14 protein-coding genes are annotated in these 18,968 nt (G+C 57.3%); 7 read left to right on the top strand and 7 right to left on the bottom strand.

What is annotated here, in order from left to right; translation table 11 throughout:
* Position 1: 1 nt before the first annotated feature.
* Entirely contained in the window at positions 2 to 547 is a 546-nt protein-coding gene (locus tag IPM89_12970) for a helix-turn-helix domain-containing protein (protein QQS53753.1), read from the top strand.
* Here IPM89_12970 and IPM89_12965 read toward each other — a convergent pair.
* On the bottom strand, positions 539 to 1,645 hold the full coding sequence (locus tag IPM89_12965) for an IS4 family transposase (GenBank protein ID QQS53752.1): 1,107 nt from the start codon (positions 1,643 to 1,645) through the stop codon (positions 539 to 541). The two genes, IPM89_12970 and IPM89_12965, sit on opposite strands and share 9 nt — an antisense overlap.
* A 194-nt stretch (positions 1,646 to 1,839) precedes the next feature.
* Here IPM89_12965 and IPM89_12960 point away from each other — a divergent pair, with 194 nt between their 5' ends.
* The 4 genes from IPM89_12960 to IPM89_12945 all read left to right on the top strand — a co-directional run bounded on the left by IPM89_12960 (position 1,840) and on the right by IPM89_12945 (position 7,491).
* On the top strand, positions 1,840 to 2,391 hold the full coding sequence (locus tag IPM89_12960) for an IS630 family transposase (protein QQS55920.1): 552 nt from the start codon (positions 1,840 to 1,842) through the stop codon (positions 2,389 to 2,391).
* Entirely contained in the window at positions 2,376 to 2,933 is a 558-nt protein-coding gene (locus tag IPM89_12955) for a pyridoxal phosphate-dependent aminotransferase family protein (protein QQS55919.1), read from the top strand. The genes IPM89_12960 and IPM89_12955 overlap by 16 nt, the downstream gene beginning before the upstream one ends.
* A 117-nt stretch (positions 2,934 to 3,050) precedes the next feature.
* Entirely contained in the window at positions 3,051 to 4,328 is a 1,278-nt protein-coding gene (locus tag IPM89_12950) for an MFS transporter (protein QQS53751.1), read from the top strand.
* Between the two features lie 64 nt (positions 4,329 to 4,392).
* Entirely contained in the window at positions 4,393 to 7,491 is a 3,099-nt protein-coding gene (locus IPM89_12945) for an EAL domain-containing protein (protein QQS53750.1), read from the top strand.
* 408 nt (positions 7,492 to 7,899) lie between these two features.
* On the opposite strand, the gene IPM89_12940 is transcribed toward IPM89_12945, so the two are convergent.
* From IPM89_12940 to IPM89_12915, 6 genes are all read right to left on the bottom strand, one after another.
* Positions 7,900 to 8,661, bottom strand: coding sequence for a pentapeptide repeat-containing protein (locus tag IPM89_12940; GenBank protein ID QQS53749.1), 762 nt, complete (start codon positions 8,659 to 8,661; stop codon positions 7,900 to 7,902).
* 10 nt (positions 8,662 to 8,671) lie between these two features.
* Positions 8,672 to 11,101, bottom strand: coding sequence for an endopeptidase La (lon, locus tag IPM89_12935; protein QQS53748.1), 2,430 nt, complete (start codon positions 11,099 to 11,101; stop codon positions 8,672 to 8,674).
* 96 nt (positions 11,102 to 11,197) lie between these two features.
* On the bottom strand, positions 11,198 to 11,806 hold the full coding sequence (locus IPM89_12930) for a class I SAM-dependent methyltransferase (protein QQS53747.1): 609 nt from the start codon (positions 11,804 to 11,806) through the stop codon (positions 11,198 to 11,200).
* A gap of 12 nt (positions 11,807 to 11,818) precedes the next feature.
* Positions 11,819 to 12,202 carry a Co2+/Mg2+ efflux protein ApaG gene (gene apaG / locus IPM89_12925; protein ID QQS53746.1) on the bottom strand — a complete coding sequence of 128 codons (384 nt, stop codon included), beginning with the start codon at positions 12,200 to 12,202 and terminating at the stop codon, positions 11,819 to 11,821.
* Positions 12,203 to 12,236: 34 nt separating this feature from the next.
* Positions 12,237 to 13,343: a transaldolase gene (gene tal / locus IPM89_12920; protein QQS53745.1), complete on the bottom strand. Its 1,107-nt coding sequence runs from the start codon at positions 13,341 to 13,343 to the stop codon at positions 12,237 to 12,239.
* A gap of 316 nt (positions 13,344 to 13,659) precedes the next feature.
* On the bottom strand, positions 13,660 to 13,803 hold the full coding sequence (locus IPM89_12915; GenBank protein ID QQS53744.1) for a hypothetical protein: 144 nt from the start codon (positions 13,801 to 13,803) through the stop codon (positions 13,660 to 13,662).
* Between the two features lie 165 nt (positions 13,804 to 13,968).
* On the opposite strand from IPM89_12915, the gene IPM89_12910 reads away from it, so the two are divergent.
* Together IPM89_12910 and IPM89_12905 are read left to right on the top strand one after the other, a co-directional pair.
* Entirely contained in the window at positions 13,969 to 17,619 is a 3,651-nt protein-coding gene (locus tag IPM89_12910; protein QQS53743.1) for a DUF4338 domain-containing protein, read from the top strand.
* Entirely contained in the window at positions 17,597 to 18,958 is a 1,362-nt protein-coding gene (locus IPM89_12905) for a hypothetical protein (protein ID QQS53742.1), read from the top strand. The genes IPM89_12910 and IPM89_12905 overlap by 23 nt, the downstream gene beginning before the upstream one ends.
* Positions 18,959 to 18,968 lie beyond the last annotated feature (10 nt).

Below are 18,968 nucleotides of genomic sequence, written 5' to 3'. Positions count from 1 at the left end.
CATGAGCCGCTCATTACAAGTCGAAATCCACGAATCCTCCGAAGAACTAAAGCGCATAATGAATGAACAAACTCACGCCAAGTTTCGAGAGCGATTACAAATTCTATATTGGATTAAAAGTGAGATTTTTCATTCTTTACAAGAGTTAGCCGATCATTTAGGGCGATCGAAATCCGTCATTGTCAAGTGGCTCAAAGTATATCGTACCCAAGGCTTAATCGGGCTGTTGCAGTGGAATTATCATGGCGGCCGTCGTTCGAGAATTACCGAAGCTATGAGAGAGGCACTCCAGCGCCGTCTGGACGATCCGACTCATGGATTTCATAGTTACGGACAAATCCAGCAGTGGCTTCTCCAGGAATACGAGGTCGATATTCCTTATTCAACAGTGCATCAAGTCGTTCGTTATCAACTCAAAGCAAAACTTAAAGTGGCGCGGCCAACGAGCGTTCATCGCCATGAAGAGGCGGTGGTTTCTTTTAAAAAAAACTTCCACGACAACTCATTGTACAGGACAAAATCATCTAACCAAATGAATTTACGTTAAAATTCTGCCGGGTGGCGTATTGGTTAGAGGTAGAAAACAGCGATTTTGAGGGCTCGATCCCAACCGTTTAAAGAGCGACTCCAGTGCCTGATGAAAAGCGTATTGCCGGGCGGATTCTTGGTGATGAAATAAACAACTTCTCAAATAATCTAATCCATAGCGAAAAAGACTTTGGGTGGGACGGCCATGTTTTTTGATCTTGATCGGTTTAATTTCATGGCGCCATTCACCAATGATATGCGCCCAACTAAATGCAATAGCGAGAAAAGCCATCCATTTTTCAAGTCGCTGGGGGTCAGTTATATGGGTGGATTCCAGATCGAATCCCCGAGTTTTTAAGCAAATGAAAAGCGTTTCGATCGGCCAGCGTTCCTTATAATTTTCCAACGCGGTTTCCGGTTGTTCTTGCGTTGCGAGAATAACGAATTCACCGTTGGCCATTTTCAGACCAATCACATAAAGAGAGTGCCCCCACACGGTTCGTTGGCCCGATAAAACCAGAGCGCTGCCACGGGGTAGGCCTCGAAAAAGATTTTCGGCGGAGACGGGGACCCCTCGGGAGTTAGAGATTTGCGTATTCTTTTTGATGCGTATTACGAATTTAATTTGATTTTCAATAAGATAACCAAACCATTGAATCCCAATAAACTCGCGATCCGCAAACAAGCAGGCGATCATTTGCGGGCCGAAAATCGTAAGGAATCGATTCATTAATGCTATTCTTTCTTGGGTATTTGAGTTGCCTTTTTTATCTAAAGCAACCCATAGTATAGGAAAAGCAGATCCGCGATAGACGACTCCTAAAACAAGGTAATTGATATTGACATCACCATATTTCCAATTGGTTCTATCGAGTGTCAATTTGAACTGAAGCACAGGAATGAGACTGGCAATGAACCGGGCGACTTGATTCAGGTCTAGAGAAAATTGACAAAAAAGTCGTTGAAGGCGTTTGTAATGAGAGGCCGGTTGCGCACGCCCAGGAAAGGTGACAGCAATCTTTGCGAGATTGACCGTTCCCATCTGGATGATTCCGATAATTAAATAGACAATGCAAGAGATACGCGCTCGGTTCCAGTGAAAATGATGATGAAGCATTTCTGCAAAGTGCCGGGTATTAAAAAAGGGGAATTCACGGAATTAACCTCGCCTGTTTTAGAATTAATGTTATCAATCAATTAGTTATGATAACAGCAACCTCGCGATCCTACTACCCTCAAAATAGCTGTTATTTTTTATCTTAATTTTCAGCAAGTTATTTTTGTCCTGTACAATGACGACAACTTGAATTAATTGATATTCTTCAGCAAGTTGAAAATGAAGCGGTCCGGCCTTTACGGTATTGGTGCCAAGATGAAAGTCGCTTTGGATTAAAAACGATCACCCGGCGGGTCATCACCGCATTGGGGATTAAGCCAGTTGGTCCAGTTCAATGGACCTTTCAATCATTTTGGCTCTATGGTGCCATTGAGCCACTGAGTGGCGAAAACTTCTTTTTAGAATTTTCCCATTTAGATGCTGATTGCTTTCAGTGGTTTTTGAATGAATTTTCTAAAACTTATCCGCACAGCCTCAACGTAATTCAATTGGATAACGGTCGCTTTCATTCTGCCAAAAAACTCGTAATCCCCGATAATGTCGTCTTATTATTCCAACCGCCTTACAGTCCCGATGTGAACCCCATTGAGCGTGTTTGGCAATCAATGAAAGATCAATTGTGTTGGATCAATTTAAAAACCCTAGATGAACTACGTAAAAAAGTGGATGAACTCATTCAATCGCTTCTCCCAAGCGAAGTGGTTTCTTTGACCAGTTTTGATTTTATTTTATCTGCACTAAAGTAGTAAAATCTATTAGTAATCGGTATTACGACAACGCCGTGCTGGTGGCCGGCCTGTCGAAGGCCTACTCGTCCTTGCTGGCATTTTTGACCCTGCCGACCCGTTTGAAGGAAGCGCTCAAAGTCCTTGCACCGCCATACCTCTATTCGGGTCCCTCCCCGGTTGCGTCGCTCGCATCAACCTTGGCGGGGCTAAAAGTGAACCGCGAGCGTGGTGACCGGTGCCGCGCCGACCTATGGCGGAAGACGGCACGCATCTTGGGCACGCTCCGCGACCTCGAAATCAAAACCCCCAATGAATCGGGACTTCCCATCATCGAGATTCCTCTAAGCGACCACGAGGAGATCGATCCAGCCGGCCGGTTTCTGTTCGAGCACGGAATATATGCAACGATGGCGGCGTTTCCGCTGGTGCCGAAGAACGAAGTCGGATTCCGCATCCAGGTGACCGCGTCGAACACGGACGAAGAGATCGATCATCTGATCGAGGTGCTCACCAATCTGCGCGAACGATTCGCGCTACAGCAGCTAACCGCGCCGACCTAAGAGCCCCGTCAATCGAGAGTGAGGGAAAAACATGGAGGAAGAGTTCGCGAAGAGCGTGCCACGTCTGGCCCTCGGAGGTGGCGGACGTGCGAGGAAACCCGCTTGGCGCCAGCGCCGATGAAGATTCTCGCACCGCTTCGGCTTCCCGGTTTCCGTGTGCTATGGACCGGCATGACGGTCTCGCTGATCGGCGATGGCATCACGCTCGTCGCGATCGCGTGGCAGGTCTACGCGCTGTCCAACGTGCCGACCGCGCTCGGGATCACCATGATGGCGATGTCGATCCCGCACGTTGTCCTCCTGCTATTCGGAGGGGCGATCAGTGACCGCTTCGATCGGCGCTGGGTCATGCTCGGGGCCGATGTCGTTCGCGGGGTGGCGCTGACCGTCATGGGCGTGCTGTCCCTAACCGGTGTGCTGGAAATCTGGCACATGACGGTGATCGCTGCTTTCTATGGCGCGGGTTCCGCATTCTTTGGACCCGCCTTCGATGCGGTCGTGCCCGAACTCGTGCCCGTGGAGCTGTTACCCCAGGCGAATTCCCTCGACCAGTTCGTGCGCCCCACGGCCGCGCGGCTCGTCGGTCCGGCCCTGGGGGGGTGGATCATCGCCGGCGTCGGCGTCGGTTGGGCCTTCATCGCCGACGCGGCGACCTTCGCGATATCCGTTGCCTGCCTCATCCGACTCGGCAAGATCGAGCGGCGGGCACCGGTGGACGAAAGCGCCGCACACGAATCGTTGTGGGCCGAGATCCGCGAAGGTCTGGCCTTCGTGTGGTCCCGGACTTGGCTGTGGGGAACGTTCCTGGCCGCCACGCTGGCGTATCTGGTCTTTCTGGGTCCCTCGGAGGTGCTGCTGCCCTATCTCGTGAAAAACGAACTCGGCGGCAATGCCGGCGATCTGGGGATGGTTCTCGCGGCGGGAGGGGTCGGCGCCGTCACCGCGTCCATCATCATGGCGCAGCGCGGGCTACCCGCGCGCAACATGACCTTCATCTACGTTTCGTGGAGCTTCGCGACCTTGATGGTGGCCGGCTATGGGATCGCGCGGATGCCGTGGGAGGCGATGATCGCCTGCTTCGTTTTTAACCTGTTCGAAAGCGCCGGCCTGATCGTGTGGATCACCACCAAGCAGTTGCTGGTGCCCCCGCGGCTGCTCGGACGGGTTTCGAGCGTCGACTGGTTTGTTTCGATCGGCTTGATGCCCGTATCCTATGCGCTGGCCGGTCCGATCGCCGAGTTCGTGGGTGTCCGGCTGACGCTGATCGGCGCCGGGATCCTGGGGGCGGCGATCACGCTGGCCTTTCTGCTCCTGCCCGGGGTTCGGTCGGCGGAGCGGGCCATGCCCGGCGCGGCGACAAGGCAAGCGATGCACTACCCACCCCCCGCCCGATGACTGGGTGGCGAGACGCGGCGATGATGAAACGCGATGACGGTTACGGAGAGGATAAAGCGGCGCCATGAGAAGCCGGCTCTGGTACATCTATGGGGGATGGGTGGCGCTGGCCACAACCCTGTATTACACGATAGCGCATCACAGCTACCTCTTTAACGCGATCGGCGCGACGGCCCCGCTGTTGATCGTGGCCGCGGTCGAACTTCAACGGCCGCGACACCGGGCTCCGTGGCATCTCCTCGCGCTGGGGTTGGCGCTGTTCATCGCGGGCGACGTCGTTGCCTACAACTACGACAGCTTCTTTGGAATCGCGCTCCCCTACCCGTCGATTGCCGATGCGCTGTATCTGGCGGTCTATCCCTGCCTGGCGCTCGCCCTCCTGCTGATGGTGCATTACCGCACGCCTGGCCGGGACTGGGCGAGCGTTCTCGACTCATTGATGGTCGCGGTCAGCTTCAGTACCGTATCGTGGGTATTCCTGATCGAACCGAATTGGCGGGCAAGCCAGTCGGAGTTGCTGACGAAGCTGACATCGGTCAGTTATCCAATCGTGGATTTGCTCGTCATCACGGTCGCGGCCCGTCTGACGCTTGGAGCCGGGCGGCGCTCGCCGTCGCTCTTCCTGATGCTCGGCGCGGCGTGCGCGCTGTTTGTGACCGACTCGCTCTACGGCTGGTCGCTGCTGCACGAGCCCTACATACCCGGCAGTGGCTATCTCGAACTCGGCTGGATCGCCTTTTACGCAGGATTTGGGATGGCCGCGCTGCACCCCTCGATGGGGTCGCTGACCGAGCGCGCCATCGAACAGGACGATCGCATCGGTCGGAGACGCCTCGCGCTGCTCGGCATGATCGCCCTGCTGCCCACGTTCCTGCGGATTGCCCAGCACATGCTCGCGCACGAGATCAACGACGACGTGGTGCTGATCGGCGCCACGTTCGCGCTGTTCGTGCTGGTCATGTTGCGCATGGCCGGGCTGATCCACCTCCGGGAGCAGGACGCGGTCCGCGAGCGCACGCTGCGAGAGGCCGGCGCCACGCTCGTCACCGCGACGAGCCGCGACAGCATCCGCGCCGCGGCGATCACGGCGGTGCAATCGCTGGCTGGCGGCGATGCGACGGTGCGGGTGTGCGAATGCGACCCTAACGACCCCATTCGGTACAAGGTTATTATGGGGGGCGGTGTGGGGGGCTCGTTCTCGCCCCGCACCCTGGGGGGGTGCGAGCGCCTGCTGAAAGGCGAGCCGTGCCACATTCCACTCGCCAACACGCGGCTGCGCGAGGTTCTCGGACTGAGCGCGCATCAGAGCGTCCTATTCATCACCGCACTCTCGCTCGGCGAGAAACCGCGGGAGCTGATGCTGGTGGCGACCGGGTTCGATGTGCCGCACGGTTTGGGTGACGCGCTCGTCGCGCTGTCCTCCCAAGTCGCCCTCGCGCTCGAAAGCGCGCAACTCACCGAGAAACTGCTCGAACAACGCGGCGAGGCCCGATTCGCCTCGCTCGTCAAGAACTCGTCGGATATCGTCTGCGTGCTCGAGGCCGACACTTCGATTCGGTACGCCACGCCCTCGATGGAGAAGATCCTGGGTTACAGCAGCGCCGAACTCGAGAGCAAGCGCCTCGTCGATCTAGTCGCGCTGGCGGACCAGCCGCGCGTGCTGGACGTCCTGTGCTCGGCACTGGATCGCGAACAGCTCACCCTGGTCGAGTTTCGCGTCCTGCACCGCGACGGGAGCCAGCGCTTTGTCGAAGCGCTGCGCACGAACCTGATGGAGGACCCGAATGTTCGAGGCATCGTTCTAAACATGCGTGACATCAGCGAACGCAAGGCATTCGAAAGCCAGCTCTCATACCAGGCTTTCTACGACTCGGTGACCGGATTGCCGAACCGTGCCCTGTTCCGTAACCACCTCCAACACGCCCTCGATCGCGGGAAGCGCGACGGTCAGCCGATCGCCGTGCTGTTCATAGACCTCGACGACTTCAAGACGATCAACGATTCCCTGGGGCACGCGGCTGGCGACCAGGTGCTGCGCGAAGTCGGGCAGCGCTTGCGCGACTCGCTTCGAGCCGCGGATACGGCCGCGCGCTTTGGGGGCGACGAGTTCGCGGTGCTGATCGAGGGCGGCGACCGGGGCGTGCAGCCGGGTAATGTGGCGGAGCGGCTGTTGCGGGTACTGAAGGAACCGCTCCCAGTGCAAGGGAAGGACATATTGGTGTATGCGAGCATCGGCATCGTGGTCTTGGACGTGGAGAGCGACGTCGATGTCGATGTCGATGTCGATACTCTCCTGCGCAACGCCGATGTCGCCATGTACGTCGCGAAGGATCGGGGCAAGGGCCGGTACCAAATCTATGAACCGGCGATGCACGATATCTTGATCATGCGGCTCGAACTCAAGGCCGACCTCCAGGTCGCGCTCGAGCACGGTGAGTTCGCCCTCGTGTACCAGCCGGTGGTGGACCTGCGGACGGGCGCGATCATGGGCGTCGAGGCCCTGCTGCGCTGGCGACACCCCGCGCGCGGGATGGTCTCGCCGCTCGAATTCGTGCCGCTGGCCGAGGAGACCGGGCAAATCATCCAGATCGGGCAGTGGGTGTTGCGGGAAGCGTGCCGGTACGCCGTGGAACTCCGCCATGGCACCACGCGGTCGTTGCACATGGCGGTGAATCTATCGGCACGGCAACTGCAAGATCCCACACTGCTCGAAACCATGCGGGGGGTACTGGACGAGACGGGTTTCGAACCGTCGGCGCTCATCCTCGAGATCACCGAGACCGTGATGATGCGAGACATGGACGCATCGATCGCGCGCTTGCACGAATTGAAGGCGCTGGGCGTGCAGCTTGCGATCGACGACTTCGGCACCGGCTATTCGTCCCTCAACTACATTCGCCGCTTCCCGGTGGATATCCTGAAAATCGATAAGTCGTTCGTCGACGGCATCAACGATGAAGGCCAGGGCCTGGCTCTCACCTCGACCCTGATCGACTTGGCGGCTATCCTGAAATTGCGCGCCGTCGCCGAGGGAATCGAGCACGTCGAGCAATTGAACCGGCTGCGGGAGATGGGCTGCGAGCTGGGGCAAGGCTACTTGTTTTCGAAGCCGATCGAGCCGCGGGAACTCGAGCGTCTCATCGCGCAGGGTGTGACATGGTGACTTCAATAGTCGATGAGCGGTGGAGGTGATACTGTTTCTCGATTGGGATAGGCTGAAAAGAGTAGAGCAACATCCCGCTCATCGACTCATGGAATTGAAGATATGGCACTCCTGCCTGGCTTGTGGAATGGCCGCTTCGAACCACCCCGGCGCTACGCGCTACCCCTCCTTAGCCAAGGAGGGGAGATTCCACAACCGGGCTGGAATTGCTATAGAGGCGAACCATGTAGTGCTTGCCTCAATGGGTGTACACGAAGGAATTTCGCGAAAAGCGGTTATGGACGAAGGGCTTGCGGTGCTGGAAGGGGCCAACGGCTGTTTCCGTCGCCCAAAACGCGGGATGCCCAGTGCTTGATTCCGTTGCTGTCCGTCATTGCCGACGGACCTTGCGTTTGAACTGGCCGCCGTTCACCGACACTCGCCCACCGAACCCGGCCGACAGCGCCGCCGGTCCACCCAGATCGTGCTGTCCAGCTTGGCGTCGGTGAAGCGGGCGCCGTCGATGCGGGCATCGGCCAGCGTTGCCGTGCCCAGATCGGCGCCGGTAAAGTCAGCATCCAGCAGGTTCGCCCCATCCAGCTTGGCGCCTTGGAGCTTGGCGCCGGACAGCACTGTATTCTCCAGCACCGCCCGGCTCAGCACCGCATCCACCAGCACTGCATTCGTCAGCTGGGCATCGCTCAAATCCGCCTGTGTCAACGTGGCCTTGCTCAAGTTGGCCTCCGTCAGATTAGCCCCGCTCAGGTCGGCCTGATACAGCCCCGCTTCGCTCAGGTCGGCCTGGCTCAGATTGGCTCCGGTCAGTACCGCCCGATCCAGCCGCGCGCCGCTCATGTTGGCGCCGACGAGCACGGCCTGGTCCAGTTGCGCCGACACCAGTCGCGCGCCTCGCAGCGCCGCCCCGCTAAAATCCGCGTTGCTGAGTATCGCCCGGCCCAGATCCGCCCCGCTGAGCCGCGCACCGGACAGCTTGGCGTTGGCCAGATTGCTCCGGGTCAACACCGCCCCGCGCAGGTCCGCGCCCGTTAGGTCCGCGCCCTGTTTGTCGCAATACAGCCAGTTGACCCGCCGACCGGGCGGGTCGTCGCAGGCGGCCCAAACGGGCGAGTGCGGCAGCGCCAGCAGGCACAGCAGCGGCAGCAGGACACGGGAACGGTCGCGAATCGTCACGATAAACCTCTCAGGTTGCGGGCCGCGGCGCGAACACCAAATCCACCACCTGCCGCAAGCGCTCCACGAAGTGCAGGGTCAATCCTTCCTGGATGTGGTCCGGCAATTCCTCGGCGTCGCCACGGTTGCCTTCCGGCAGGATAATCTCGAACAGGCCCACCCGGCGAGCGGCGATGACTTTCTCGCGGATACCGCCCACCGGCAACACCAACCCGGTCAGGGTCAGTTCGCCGGTCATTGCCAGCGGCCGGATGGGCTGCTGGCCGCGCGCCAGCGACAGCAGGGCGGTGGCCATGGTGATGCCGGCGCTGGGACCGTCCTTGGGCGTGGCGCCTTCCGGTACGTGCAGGTGCACGAAGGCCTCGTCGAAAAAGCGGGGATCGGCCTGATAGTCCTCCAGATGGGCACTGACGTAACTGTAGGCGATATTGGCCGATTCCTGCATCACTTCGCCCAGCCGGCCGGTCAGCTTGAAACCCCGGTTTTTGGTATGGACCAGGCTGGCCTCGACGCTGAGGGTCGCGCCGCCCAGCGCGGTCCAGGCCAGTCCGGTGACCACGCCCACGCCGGTCATCCGCGTTTCCTGCCGGAACGGCGGCTTGCCCAGATAGCGATCCAGATCGGATTCGTCCACCTCGATCGGTCCTTCGGCCTCTCCCTCGACGATCTTCACCGCGCTCTTGCGCACGATTCGACCCAGCTGCTTTTCCAGATTGCGCACCCCGGCCTCGCGGGCGTAACCCTCGATGATCTGGGTCAGCGCGTCGTCCTCGACCTGGATGCGATCCCGTTCCAGGCCGCTGCGCTCCAGCAGCTTCGGCCACAGGTGGTTGCGGGCGATTTGCAGCTTTTCGGCGGTGATGTAGCCGGACAGGCGGATGGTCTCCATGCGGTCGAGCAGCGGCGCCGGAATGGTGTCGAGTTGGTTGGCCGTGCAGATGAACAACACCTTGGAGAGATCGAAACGCACGTCCAGGTAATGATCCAGAAACTCGGTGTTCTGCTCGGGATCGAGCGCTTCCAGCAGCGCCGAAGCCGGATCGCCGTGGTACGAGGCGCCGATCTTGTCGATCTCGTCCAGCATGATCACCGGGTTGGCGGTCTTGGCGTCGCGGATGGCCTGGATGAACTTGCCCGGCAAGGCGCCGATGTAGGTACGGCGGTGGCCCTTGATCTCGGCCTCGTCGCGCATCCCGCCCAGGCTGAGCCGGTAGAACTGGCGATCCAGCGCGGCGGCCACCGAGCGGCCGATCGAGGTTTTGCCGACCCCCGGCGGACCGACCAGCAGGATGATCGAACCGCCGACCTGACCCTTTAGCGCGCCCACCGCCAGGAACTCGACGATGCGGTCCTTGACGTCGGCCAGTCCGTCGTGATCGCGGTCCAGCACCTCGCGGGCGTGCTTGAGGTCGAGATTGTCGGTGGAATGCACGCCCCACGGCAGGTCGGTGATGACGTCCAGATAATTGCGGGTGACGGCATACTCGGGCGAGCCGGTTTCCAGGATCGACAGTTTGTCCAGTTCTTCCTCGATCCGCTTCAGCGCCGCTTCCGGCACCTGCCGGGTTTCCAGCCGCTCGCGGAAGCGGTCCACGTCGGCGGTGCGGTCGTCCTTGGCGATGCCGAGTTCCTGCTGGATGGCCTTGAGCTGCTCGCGCAGGAAAAACTTGCGCTGATGCTCGCTCATCTTCTCCTCGACCTGCTTGCGGATGCGGGTCTGGAGCTTGGCGACTTCCAGTTCCTTCCTGATCAGCACGATGACTTTCTTCAGCCGCTCCAGCACCGGCGCGGTGGCCAGGATGTCCTGCAACTCGTCCTTGCTCGCCGTGGTCAGGCTGGCGGCGAAATCGGCCAGCGGCGACGGATCGTGGGTGTTGAAGCGGTTGAGGAAGAATTTCAGTTCCTCGGAATACAGCGGGTTGAGCGGGATCAGCTCCTTGAGGGTGTTGATCACCGCCAACGAATAGGCCCGCAATTCCTCGACGCCGGCGCCGTCTTCCTCGTTCAGGTACTCGACATGCACATGATAGGGCGGTTCGCTGGATAGCCATTTGTCGATGCGGAACCGTTTCAATCCCTGGGCGATGAACTGCAAACGGCCCTCGTTGCGGGTCAGTTGGTGCATGCGGGCGACCGTGCCGACCGGGTGGAAATCCTCCGGGCCATGCGCTTTTTCCGCGCTGTCGGGCTTGACCAGGATCAGACCGATGACGCGCTGCTCGCGGTTGGCGGCGGCCTCGACGGTGGCCAGCCAGGGATCTTCGTTGAGCAGCAACGGCAATGCCTGGGCCGGGAAAAACGGCCGTTCCGACAGCGGCAGCAGGTACAGCGTGGAAGGAAGAATATCGGCGGCGGCGACGATGGTGCCGTTGGCGCTGTTCTCGCCCGGATCGTCATTCTCGCGCACGACTTCGGCTTCGATGGTTTCGTGGTCGGTCATGATCTTTGTACACGCGGCTAAAGGGGATTGAGCCTTTAGATGCGGGCGCGGAAGGGATTATCAAGGCGGGTGCCGGCGTAGGAGGGGGTCCTTGCCTCAGAATCCCGTCTTGCGCAGCACGATCCGTCGGAACCAGCCGTTGGCCAGCGTCGGCTGATCGGACAGCACTTCCAGGTCTGGCGTTTGCGCCAGCACCGTCTCGAACACCACGTTGGTGCGGGTGGCCAGCAGGCCCAGCAACGGGCTGATCAGCCGCCGCATCGGCGCTTTTTGTCCCAGCCGCAGGAACTTGTCGAGGATCAGCACCCGGCCGCCGTGCCGCAAGACTCGCGCCGCTTCGGTCAACACCCGTTCCGGATGCGGCGTCACCGCCAGAATCAGATGCAGTACCACCACATCGAACATGGCATCGCCATACGGCAAGCAGCGGGCATCGCCCACGTCGAGTTGAATCTCCAGCTTCAGGGCGGTGGCTTTGCGTTGGGCGCGCGCCAACATCGCTGGAGTCAGATCCAGACCGGTGTAGCGCGGCCCGCGCGGCAGCAGCGGCAGATCCAGCCCGCTGCCGACGCCGACCAGCAGCACCTCGGCATGGGGTCCATCGGGCAACAGCGCCAGCCCATGTCGCCGCGCCGCCGCGGTGAACGGCGCCACGAAGGTGTCGTAAATCGGGGCGATCAGGGTATAGCTGTAGCGCAGCGCCACCGACGGGTCCCCTCAGTGCAAGGTGCGCGGGATGGACAGTACGAAGGCCGGAATGCCGGCGTCGAAGGTCATGCCGTCGTCGGCCAGCATCTGATAGCTGCCCTGCATGCTGCCGACCGAGGTCTCCAGGATGGCGCCGCTGGTGTATTGGAAGCCCTCGCCGGGGCGGAGGTAGGGCTGCTCGCCAACCACGCCCTCGCCGCGCACCTCTTCGATCTTGCCGTTGGCGTCGGTGATGATCCAGTGCCGGCTGAGCAGGCGGGCGGGGACGTTGCCCTGATTTTGGATCACGATGGTGTAGGCGAAGACATAGCGATCCTGCTCGGGGTTGGACTGCTCTTCCAGATAAAACGCCTGAGCGGCCACCTGGATGGCGTAATCGGATTTTTTCTCCATGGCGGGCGTTGCTCCGAGGGTAGGAAAGAAAGGTTCAGGCCAGCAGGGGGCTGGTCTTGACCGTGATGGCCGCCAGCAGCGTCTCGAAGGAGCGGATGAAGGCGTTGACTCCCTCGATTTCCAACTGGTCGGTGACAGCGCTCAAATCGATCCCCAGTTCCGGCAATTGCGCCAGTTGCGCCAAGGCGGTTTCCACGTCCTGGTCCAGGGTTCGGGCAACGGTGCCGTGGTCGCGGAAGGCGTCATAGGTCGCGGGGGGCAGGGTATTGACGGTGTCCGGGCCAATCAGCTTATCCACATAGAGCAGATCGGGATAGCTGGAGTTCTTGGTGCTGGTACTGGCCCACAATAGGCGTTGGGGTCGAGCCCCAACCACGCGCAGGGCGGCGAAGTGCGCGCCGCCGAAGATTTCCAGATATGCCTGATAGGCCAGCTTGGCGTTGGCGTTGGCGATCCGGCCCTGCAATTCCGGTCGCCGTTGCGCCAGCATCGGGTCGAGCGCGGTATCGAGCCGGCTGACGAAAAAGCTGGCCACCGAGGCGATCCGGTCCAGCGGCAAGCCACGGGCGCGGCGGCGCTCCAGACCGCGCAAGTAGGCTTCGGCCACCGAGACGTAGCGCTCCACCGAAAACAGCAGGGTGACATTGACGTTGATCCCTTCGGCGATCAGCCGTTCGATGGCGTGCAGGCCGGGCACGGTCCCCGGCACCTTGATCATGATGTTCGGCAGATCCAGCCGGGCGAACAGTTCGCGCGCTTCCCGCACCGTGCCGTCCACGTCGTGGGCCAGATCCGGCGATACCTCCAGGCTGACCATGCCGTCCACGCCGTCGGTGGCGTCGTAGGTCGGGCGCAGCGCGGCGGCGGCGGCGCGGATGTCGTCGATGGCCAGGGTGAAGAACAACTCGCGACTGGATTGTTGCGGATCGCGTTGCAGTTCCCGGCGCAGCGCGGCGTCGTAGTCGCCGCTGCCGGCGATGGCTTTCTCGAAAATGCTCGGGTTGGAGGTGAGACCGCGCAGGTCGTCCTCGGCAATCAGTCGCGCCAGCGTGCCGGATCTCAGCATGGAGCGCTGGATGTGGTCGTACCACACGCTCTGGCCAGAGGCGTTGAGCCGGCGCAAGGGGTTGGCATCGGGCATGGCGACTGTCCTCGGGCGGCGGGAAAAGTGGTTTGGAAGAGTTAATAATTGTAGCAACTCCCCGGCACGATTCCGCTGTCATGGAATCTCCACGGCAGCGGATGCCATAACCATATCGCTCGTCCATGAACGGTGTTCCGCGCACAGGGACGGAAGTTTTGGCGTTACCGGTAAATGACGCGGCGAGGTGTCACTTTTGGAAGCGGTCAAACGGGGAGGCGTGTTTCTTTACTCCTGGTGTCCGGGCTGTTTTTATTATGGATGTTTCGCACCTGATGCAATCGCTGACGACATCCGCGACGGCAATTCGCGCGATTCAGTGAGCAACCAGCTTTGCCAACATAAACACCGCCACCGCCACGATCATGCCGGCGAACAGCTTTTGCAGGGTGGGGCCGGCGATGCGTTTGCCCACCGCGATACCCAGCGCCATGCCGGCCAGGCCGCCGCCGACGGACATCTCGGGCGCTTTACTGACGATGTTTCGGTACGCCAAAGACCCACATTTTTGTGATAATGTGACAAGTTCCACACGGCTTTCAACGTCCCAACCACCATGATCGTTCCGATTTGTCCACCCTTGGAAGGCGCCGCCGCCGACCGTTTCCTGGCCTTGGCTCGATCCTTGAGCAACGCCCGCCAGCGCAACAGCGAAAGCGATTTGCGCGTACTTCTGGATGAGGAACTGCGGTGGGCATCTGCTCGTTGCGCTGACGAGGGACAAATTTCCGCTTATGAAGCGGCGGCGCGTGTGTTGCTCGATCTGGTTCGGCTCGGCTGGCGGATACGGGAGGAGGGGTACGGTATCGAGCTGGTGGCCGAACGTCCGCGTCTCGGCCGGTTGACCCCGGAGCAAATCCTGGCGGAAAAACGCCAGACTCGGGAGCTGTTTCGGCCTATTGTGGAGGCGCAGTTAAGTGAACCGGCGGTCAATGAGTTGGCGCGACGCCTGGAAAATCCACTATCCCGATCCGGGAAGAAACCGATAGCGTGTCTGGTGGCCGACGGCGGTGAACTTCATGCTCGTCTGCTTGCCGCCCGACAAAACCCTGACGGTGGCGACGATCCGCTCGCGACCGCTGTCCGTCCCTATCTGCAGTGGGTCACTCCGGACGGTATCGACGAATTCACCGGGCATTCGCTTCGGGAAATCTGGCGTTATTTCCGTTTTTCCTGGTCCATTCCCCAATTTGCCACGCCCGGCAGGCAACTGCTTTATCTGGTGCGGGATGCCGCCCATCCCTGTCATGCGGTCATGGGCATCATCGGGTTGAATAATGGCGCCCTGCAAATGGGTGAGGATCGGGAATATCACTTGGGTTGGAGCTTGCGCGCCTTGAGTGAGCGGTTGTGCGCCGCCGATTCGCCCAAATGCCTTGCTGCCGAATATGAATGGATGGAAACACAAATTGCGGCGGCTGTTGACGATGTCGATCCTACCGCGCTGGCGACGCCGGAAGAGTTGGCTAATCCGGACCGCGAGATGATTGCGAGGTTGCGTCGGCAAGCACAGGAATTCGACACGCTGCGGGATGAGACGTTGCGGGAATTGGTAAGGGCGCGCTCCGGCGGAGATGTACCCATACTTGTGGCCGAAATGGAGGATGTCAGTGACGATCATCCACCGGTGGACGAGGAGATGTTGCGGTTGGAACTCAAACCCTCGGCTAATCCCACCATGCAGAAAGCGCGTCGTCATCTGGTAGCCCGCAAGCGGGCGGGTTTGCTGGCGGAACTGCTGCATGCCCGCCTGACCCTGCGCGAACAACGAGCGGCGCTGCTCGACCCGAGCCAGATCGATGCGGTACTGGCGCGCGAGGATGTGGGCATCGCGCTTCAAACCGTTTTGGCGGCGCTGAAGAGCCGATATGCTGGAATCAATATGCTGGAAATCAGTACCTGCGGCGCGATTCCGCCCTACCAGCATGTGCTCGGCGGTAAGCTGGCGGCGCTGTTGCTGTTCTCGCCGCAAATCGCCGACGACTATCGCAACTTGTATTCCGGCCCCTCAATCATCTCTTCGCAACTAAAAAATGCCCCGGTTTGCCGGGACGGCATACTGGTCTACCTGGGCACGACCAGCTTGTATGCTCAGGGGAGTAGTCAATACGAGCGGGTCAGTCTTCCTGCTGGCGTCATCAGCGTGCAGCAAGCAGAATTGCGCTATCGGCGAATTGGCTTTACTTCCGGCTACGGTACGCTTCAATTTCTCACGGAGACTCGCAAGGCGGTTGAAGGTTATCTCAGCCAGAGGCGTGAATTCCGGGATGTCAACAGTATTTTTGGCGAGGGCCCAAGCCCAAAACTACGTAGGCTTGTGGCTGGGTTGCGCCAATTAGGTTTTCCGCCGGACACGTTGACGCGCCACAATCGACCGCGCCTGATTTATGCTGCGGAGTTGGCGAAACAAGCAAGAGATTTTCTCAATGCGCGTAGTGTTGCATTGCCTGATTATCTGCTACGACCACAGGATTTTCGGGATGCAACCGAACGGATTGCTGCTTTTTGGAGAAAACGTTGGCTGGCGTCGCGCTTGAGCCATGTGCCGAGTATGAACGCCCTGCTCGTGGGGTCACTATGGCAGTTGAGTAACCATATTCCTTTCACTGCATCTGCGAGTAAGTCAGTTCGAGAGTACGATACTCCACCACAATTGGAGTTGACCGAAATGAAAAACGGCGCTTTGGAACCTGACGCATTTAAGTTTTGGCGGGAATTGGCTGCATCCGGGCCTAAAACAACTTCTGATTCGATGACTAGCGCCGAACTGGCGCGTATCCATGTTGATCTGGCCTTGGAAGGTTTTTTGGCTGAATCAATCAAAAATGGAATTAGTATTTTTTTAACTGGAAATGCCGGAGATGGTAAAACTCATCTTTTACGCAAACTGGCACCGATTCTGCAAGAGTATGGAGCGGTAGTAGTTGAAGATGCCACTGCCCTTATGCGCCGCGATCAAGTTGCCCCGATAATTGATCGTTGGCGGAAAGCGGTAACTATGCAAGTGCCATTTTGTATAGCCATCAATGAATATCCGCTTTATCTTCTACGTATCGCCGCAAATTCTACATTACCTATTCATGCTACCGAACTTGATCGCCAATGTCGGAGCCGGCTTGTCTATGGTGCTGAATCTTCAAATGAGTTAATGCGGGAGAAAATGCTGGTTATTGATCTGAGCCTTCGAAACTCACTCAATCGTGAGATTGTTGGACAAATGTTGACAAAGATCGTTGGCGACAAGGAATTGCAAACTGTTCCAGTCGAATCCGCGCCTGAACTGGCGCGAAATCTTGCTCGTCTCCGTGATAGCCGAGTTCAAGATCGCCTTATAGTCATATTTGAGCGTCTATCCGATATGGGGTTTCGTGCCACCATACGTGAAATGTGGATCATTCTTGCGCGTATGGTTCTCGGCTATCGATCCGACTCAAAAACACCTCTTGCTGATGGTTCCGCACATTGGTATTCCGAAATTATTTTCACGGATGACTCGCGTTTTTCTTTATGTCGCCATCTCCAACTTGCTGATCCTGTTCGCTATAGTCACCCTGTATGGGATTCTTTGCTTGAGGATAGTGATGCTATCGTTACGTCAGGTTGGCAATTCGATCTTCCGCGCCCCCAACTGACTCCACGATTAGATCGTATTTCATTCAAAATATTAAAACGTGCATTCTATTTTGAAAACGAAAATGGTAAGGCATGTTTTGATCTTGAAGACACTGACGCCACTGAATTTCGTAGTCTACTGCGCAAACATCGTGACGATGACCTGCTGGCAGTACGCCAGATTATTGAGGCAATTAACCGAGCATATTGCCCTGTCTCTTTTCCAGGCTGTGGCGACAATCTCTATTTATGGAATGGACATCGGTTCCATGAACAACCTAGTCGTTCCTTCTTGGCTAACCGTAATATTCCTGCCAGCGAGTTAAAGTTACTTCGTCCGCGTATACCAATCCGAATCTGCTCAGCTTTGCCAGAATTTCAGCCGGATCATTTGTTGTTGCGTTATGTTGGTCAAAATAGTGGTGTAGTTAGCCTTCGTGTGGATTTTTCACTCTATCAAACTTTACAGCGTCTCCGCCGTGGATTGCCACGCAAACTTATACCAGAGCGTGATATATTTCGCCTTGAAGCATTTCTTGAGGCTCTTCATCCGTCTACTGTAACAGACCGCCGTGTTCTCTCCGCTCATCTCGAACGGCGCGAACTCCTAGAAATTCAACTTAGCCCTGATGGAAAGCGCTATGAGCGCATCACGAAATACTGATAAAAAAGCGAATAAAGAAAAACGGCTAATAATCAATTCGTTATACCAAGAATCTCTTGGTTATGTGCCGTTGCGAATGAAACCAGTTCATTTTGCCACCAGCTTTCTATTATGTTTGCATCGGCGCTATTCTCTCCTCGAATTTCTTAACAAGGCCGCCAATCCAAAGGTAGATGAAAAGCGTGAAGGTGATGACTATATCGCAGAAAATCTTTACCAGCGATTAATTAAAACTAATCAGTCGATCCTTGACCCATTAGTCAATATTGAGGCTTTCAAGTTGCTGCGAAACCACTTGAATGCTGCGTACAATAATGATGGTGCGGCGCTAGGACCAGCATTCAAGCCATATTCTACTTTTGGTTGCGATTATAGTACCCCGTCCCTAGATTATTTGACTAATCAATCGAAAAATCATGGGCACTCTGGTGCATTAGTCTGGCTTGTTCTCAACTCAACTATGGTTGGACAACAGTTTTTAGCGCTTGCAAAGGATATTGCAACGAAAGCAGAAGGACCTGCAACAGCTTTGGGTTTACCGCTTCTCATTGAACAAGAAGAAGAATTCGAGGAAGAGATTGCACGACTTTGTGGTGATCCTTCACTTGCATGGCTTACTGCCATAAGTGAATTGATGAAACCACAAACTGAAGCGTTGCTTCGTCTGGCGAAAAATCTTCAATATCATCCGTCATCCTATGCCTTACGCAAATTGATTATAGGGGTTGGTTCTTGGTTAGTAGTGTATCAAGTCCGGCAAGTTCCCGGTGCGGCAGAAACCATATTTTTCTGCGATTTTTCAGGAGATTTACGACCTCAATTGCGCACCCAAGCCATGGCTTGTTATGCAAGACAACTTAGGTTATTTGGGAGAAGTGTGCGCTTATGGTTGAATTTAGATCCAAAGAGGATCACTGAAGAAAAAAGGCGGACTATTGAGAAATTTGAGGTCAATATTAGCAAAGAGCTTGAAGATCATTTTCGCGATTTTTCTGAACGAATTGGATGGGTACAACCTAGAAGTGGAACACAGCAAAAATACTTTCGTGCTGTTCCAGACACTCTAAGTGTGCTTTTGCTAAGCATCCTCGACCAAAACGAAGTTTGTACTATGGATGAAGTGGCGATGCGATTGCGAGAGCATTGGCGTCTTGTCGTAGGATTGTTGCCAGAAGACCATGCGATTTTACGACAACATGGCTATACACCTTTGGATGAGGATGCCGATTTACGAGTGAATCGTGATTCATTCAAACGCCTGTCAATTCAATTAGGTTTTGCGTGGGAACCATCCGATGGTCTAGCGCTGTTTTCCTTGACTCCTAATCAGTTTTCTTAATTGGCTCTCA

The organism is Candidatus Competibacteraceae bacterium (assembly GCA_016699715.1).
In the GTDB taxonomy this organism is placed as follows: Bacteria; Pseudomonadota; Gammaproteobacteria; order Competibacterales; family Competibacteraceae; genus Competibacter.
The sequence above is the reverse complement of the archived record's forward strand: the minus strand, read 5'-3'. Positions and strand labels throughout refer to the sequence as shown.

Coding starts and splice junctions, on each gene's coding strand:
- tal (QQS53745.1), bottom strand. CDS start 13,343: ATGCCCGATGCCAACCCCTTGCGCCGGCTCAACGCCTCTGGCCAGAGC.
- IPM89_12970 (QQS53753.1), top strand. CDS start 2: ATGAGCCGCTCATTACAAGTCGAAATCCACGAATCCTCCGAAGAACTA.
- IPM89_12915 (QQS53744.1), bottom strand. CDS start 13,803: ATGTCCGTCGGCGGCGGCCTGGCCGGCATGGCGCTGGGTATCGCGGTG.
- lon (QQS53748.1), bottom strand. CDS start 11,101: ATGACCGACCACGAAACCATCGAAGCCGAAGTCGTGCGCGAGAATGAC.
- IPM89_12905 (QQS53742.1), top strand. CDS start 17,597: ATGAGCGCATCACGAAATACTGATAAAAAAGCGAATAAAGAAAAACGG.
- IPM89_12945 (QQS53750.1), top strand. CDS start 4,393: ATGAGAAGCCGGCTCTGGTACATCTATGGGGGATGGGTGGCGCTGGCC.
- IPM89_12965 (QQS53752.1), bottom strand. CDS start 1,645: ATGCTTCATCATCATTTTCACTGGAACCGAGCGCGTATCTCTTGCATT.
- IPM89_12950 (QQS53751.1), top strand. CDS start 3,051: ATGAAGATTCTCGCACCGCTTCGGCTTCCCGGTTTCCGTGTGCTATGG.
- apaG (QQS53746.1), bottom strand. CDS start 12,202: ATGGAGAAAAAATCCGATTACGCCATCCAGGTGGCCGCTCAGGCGTTT.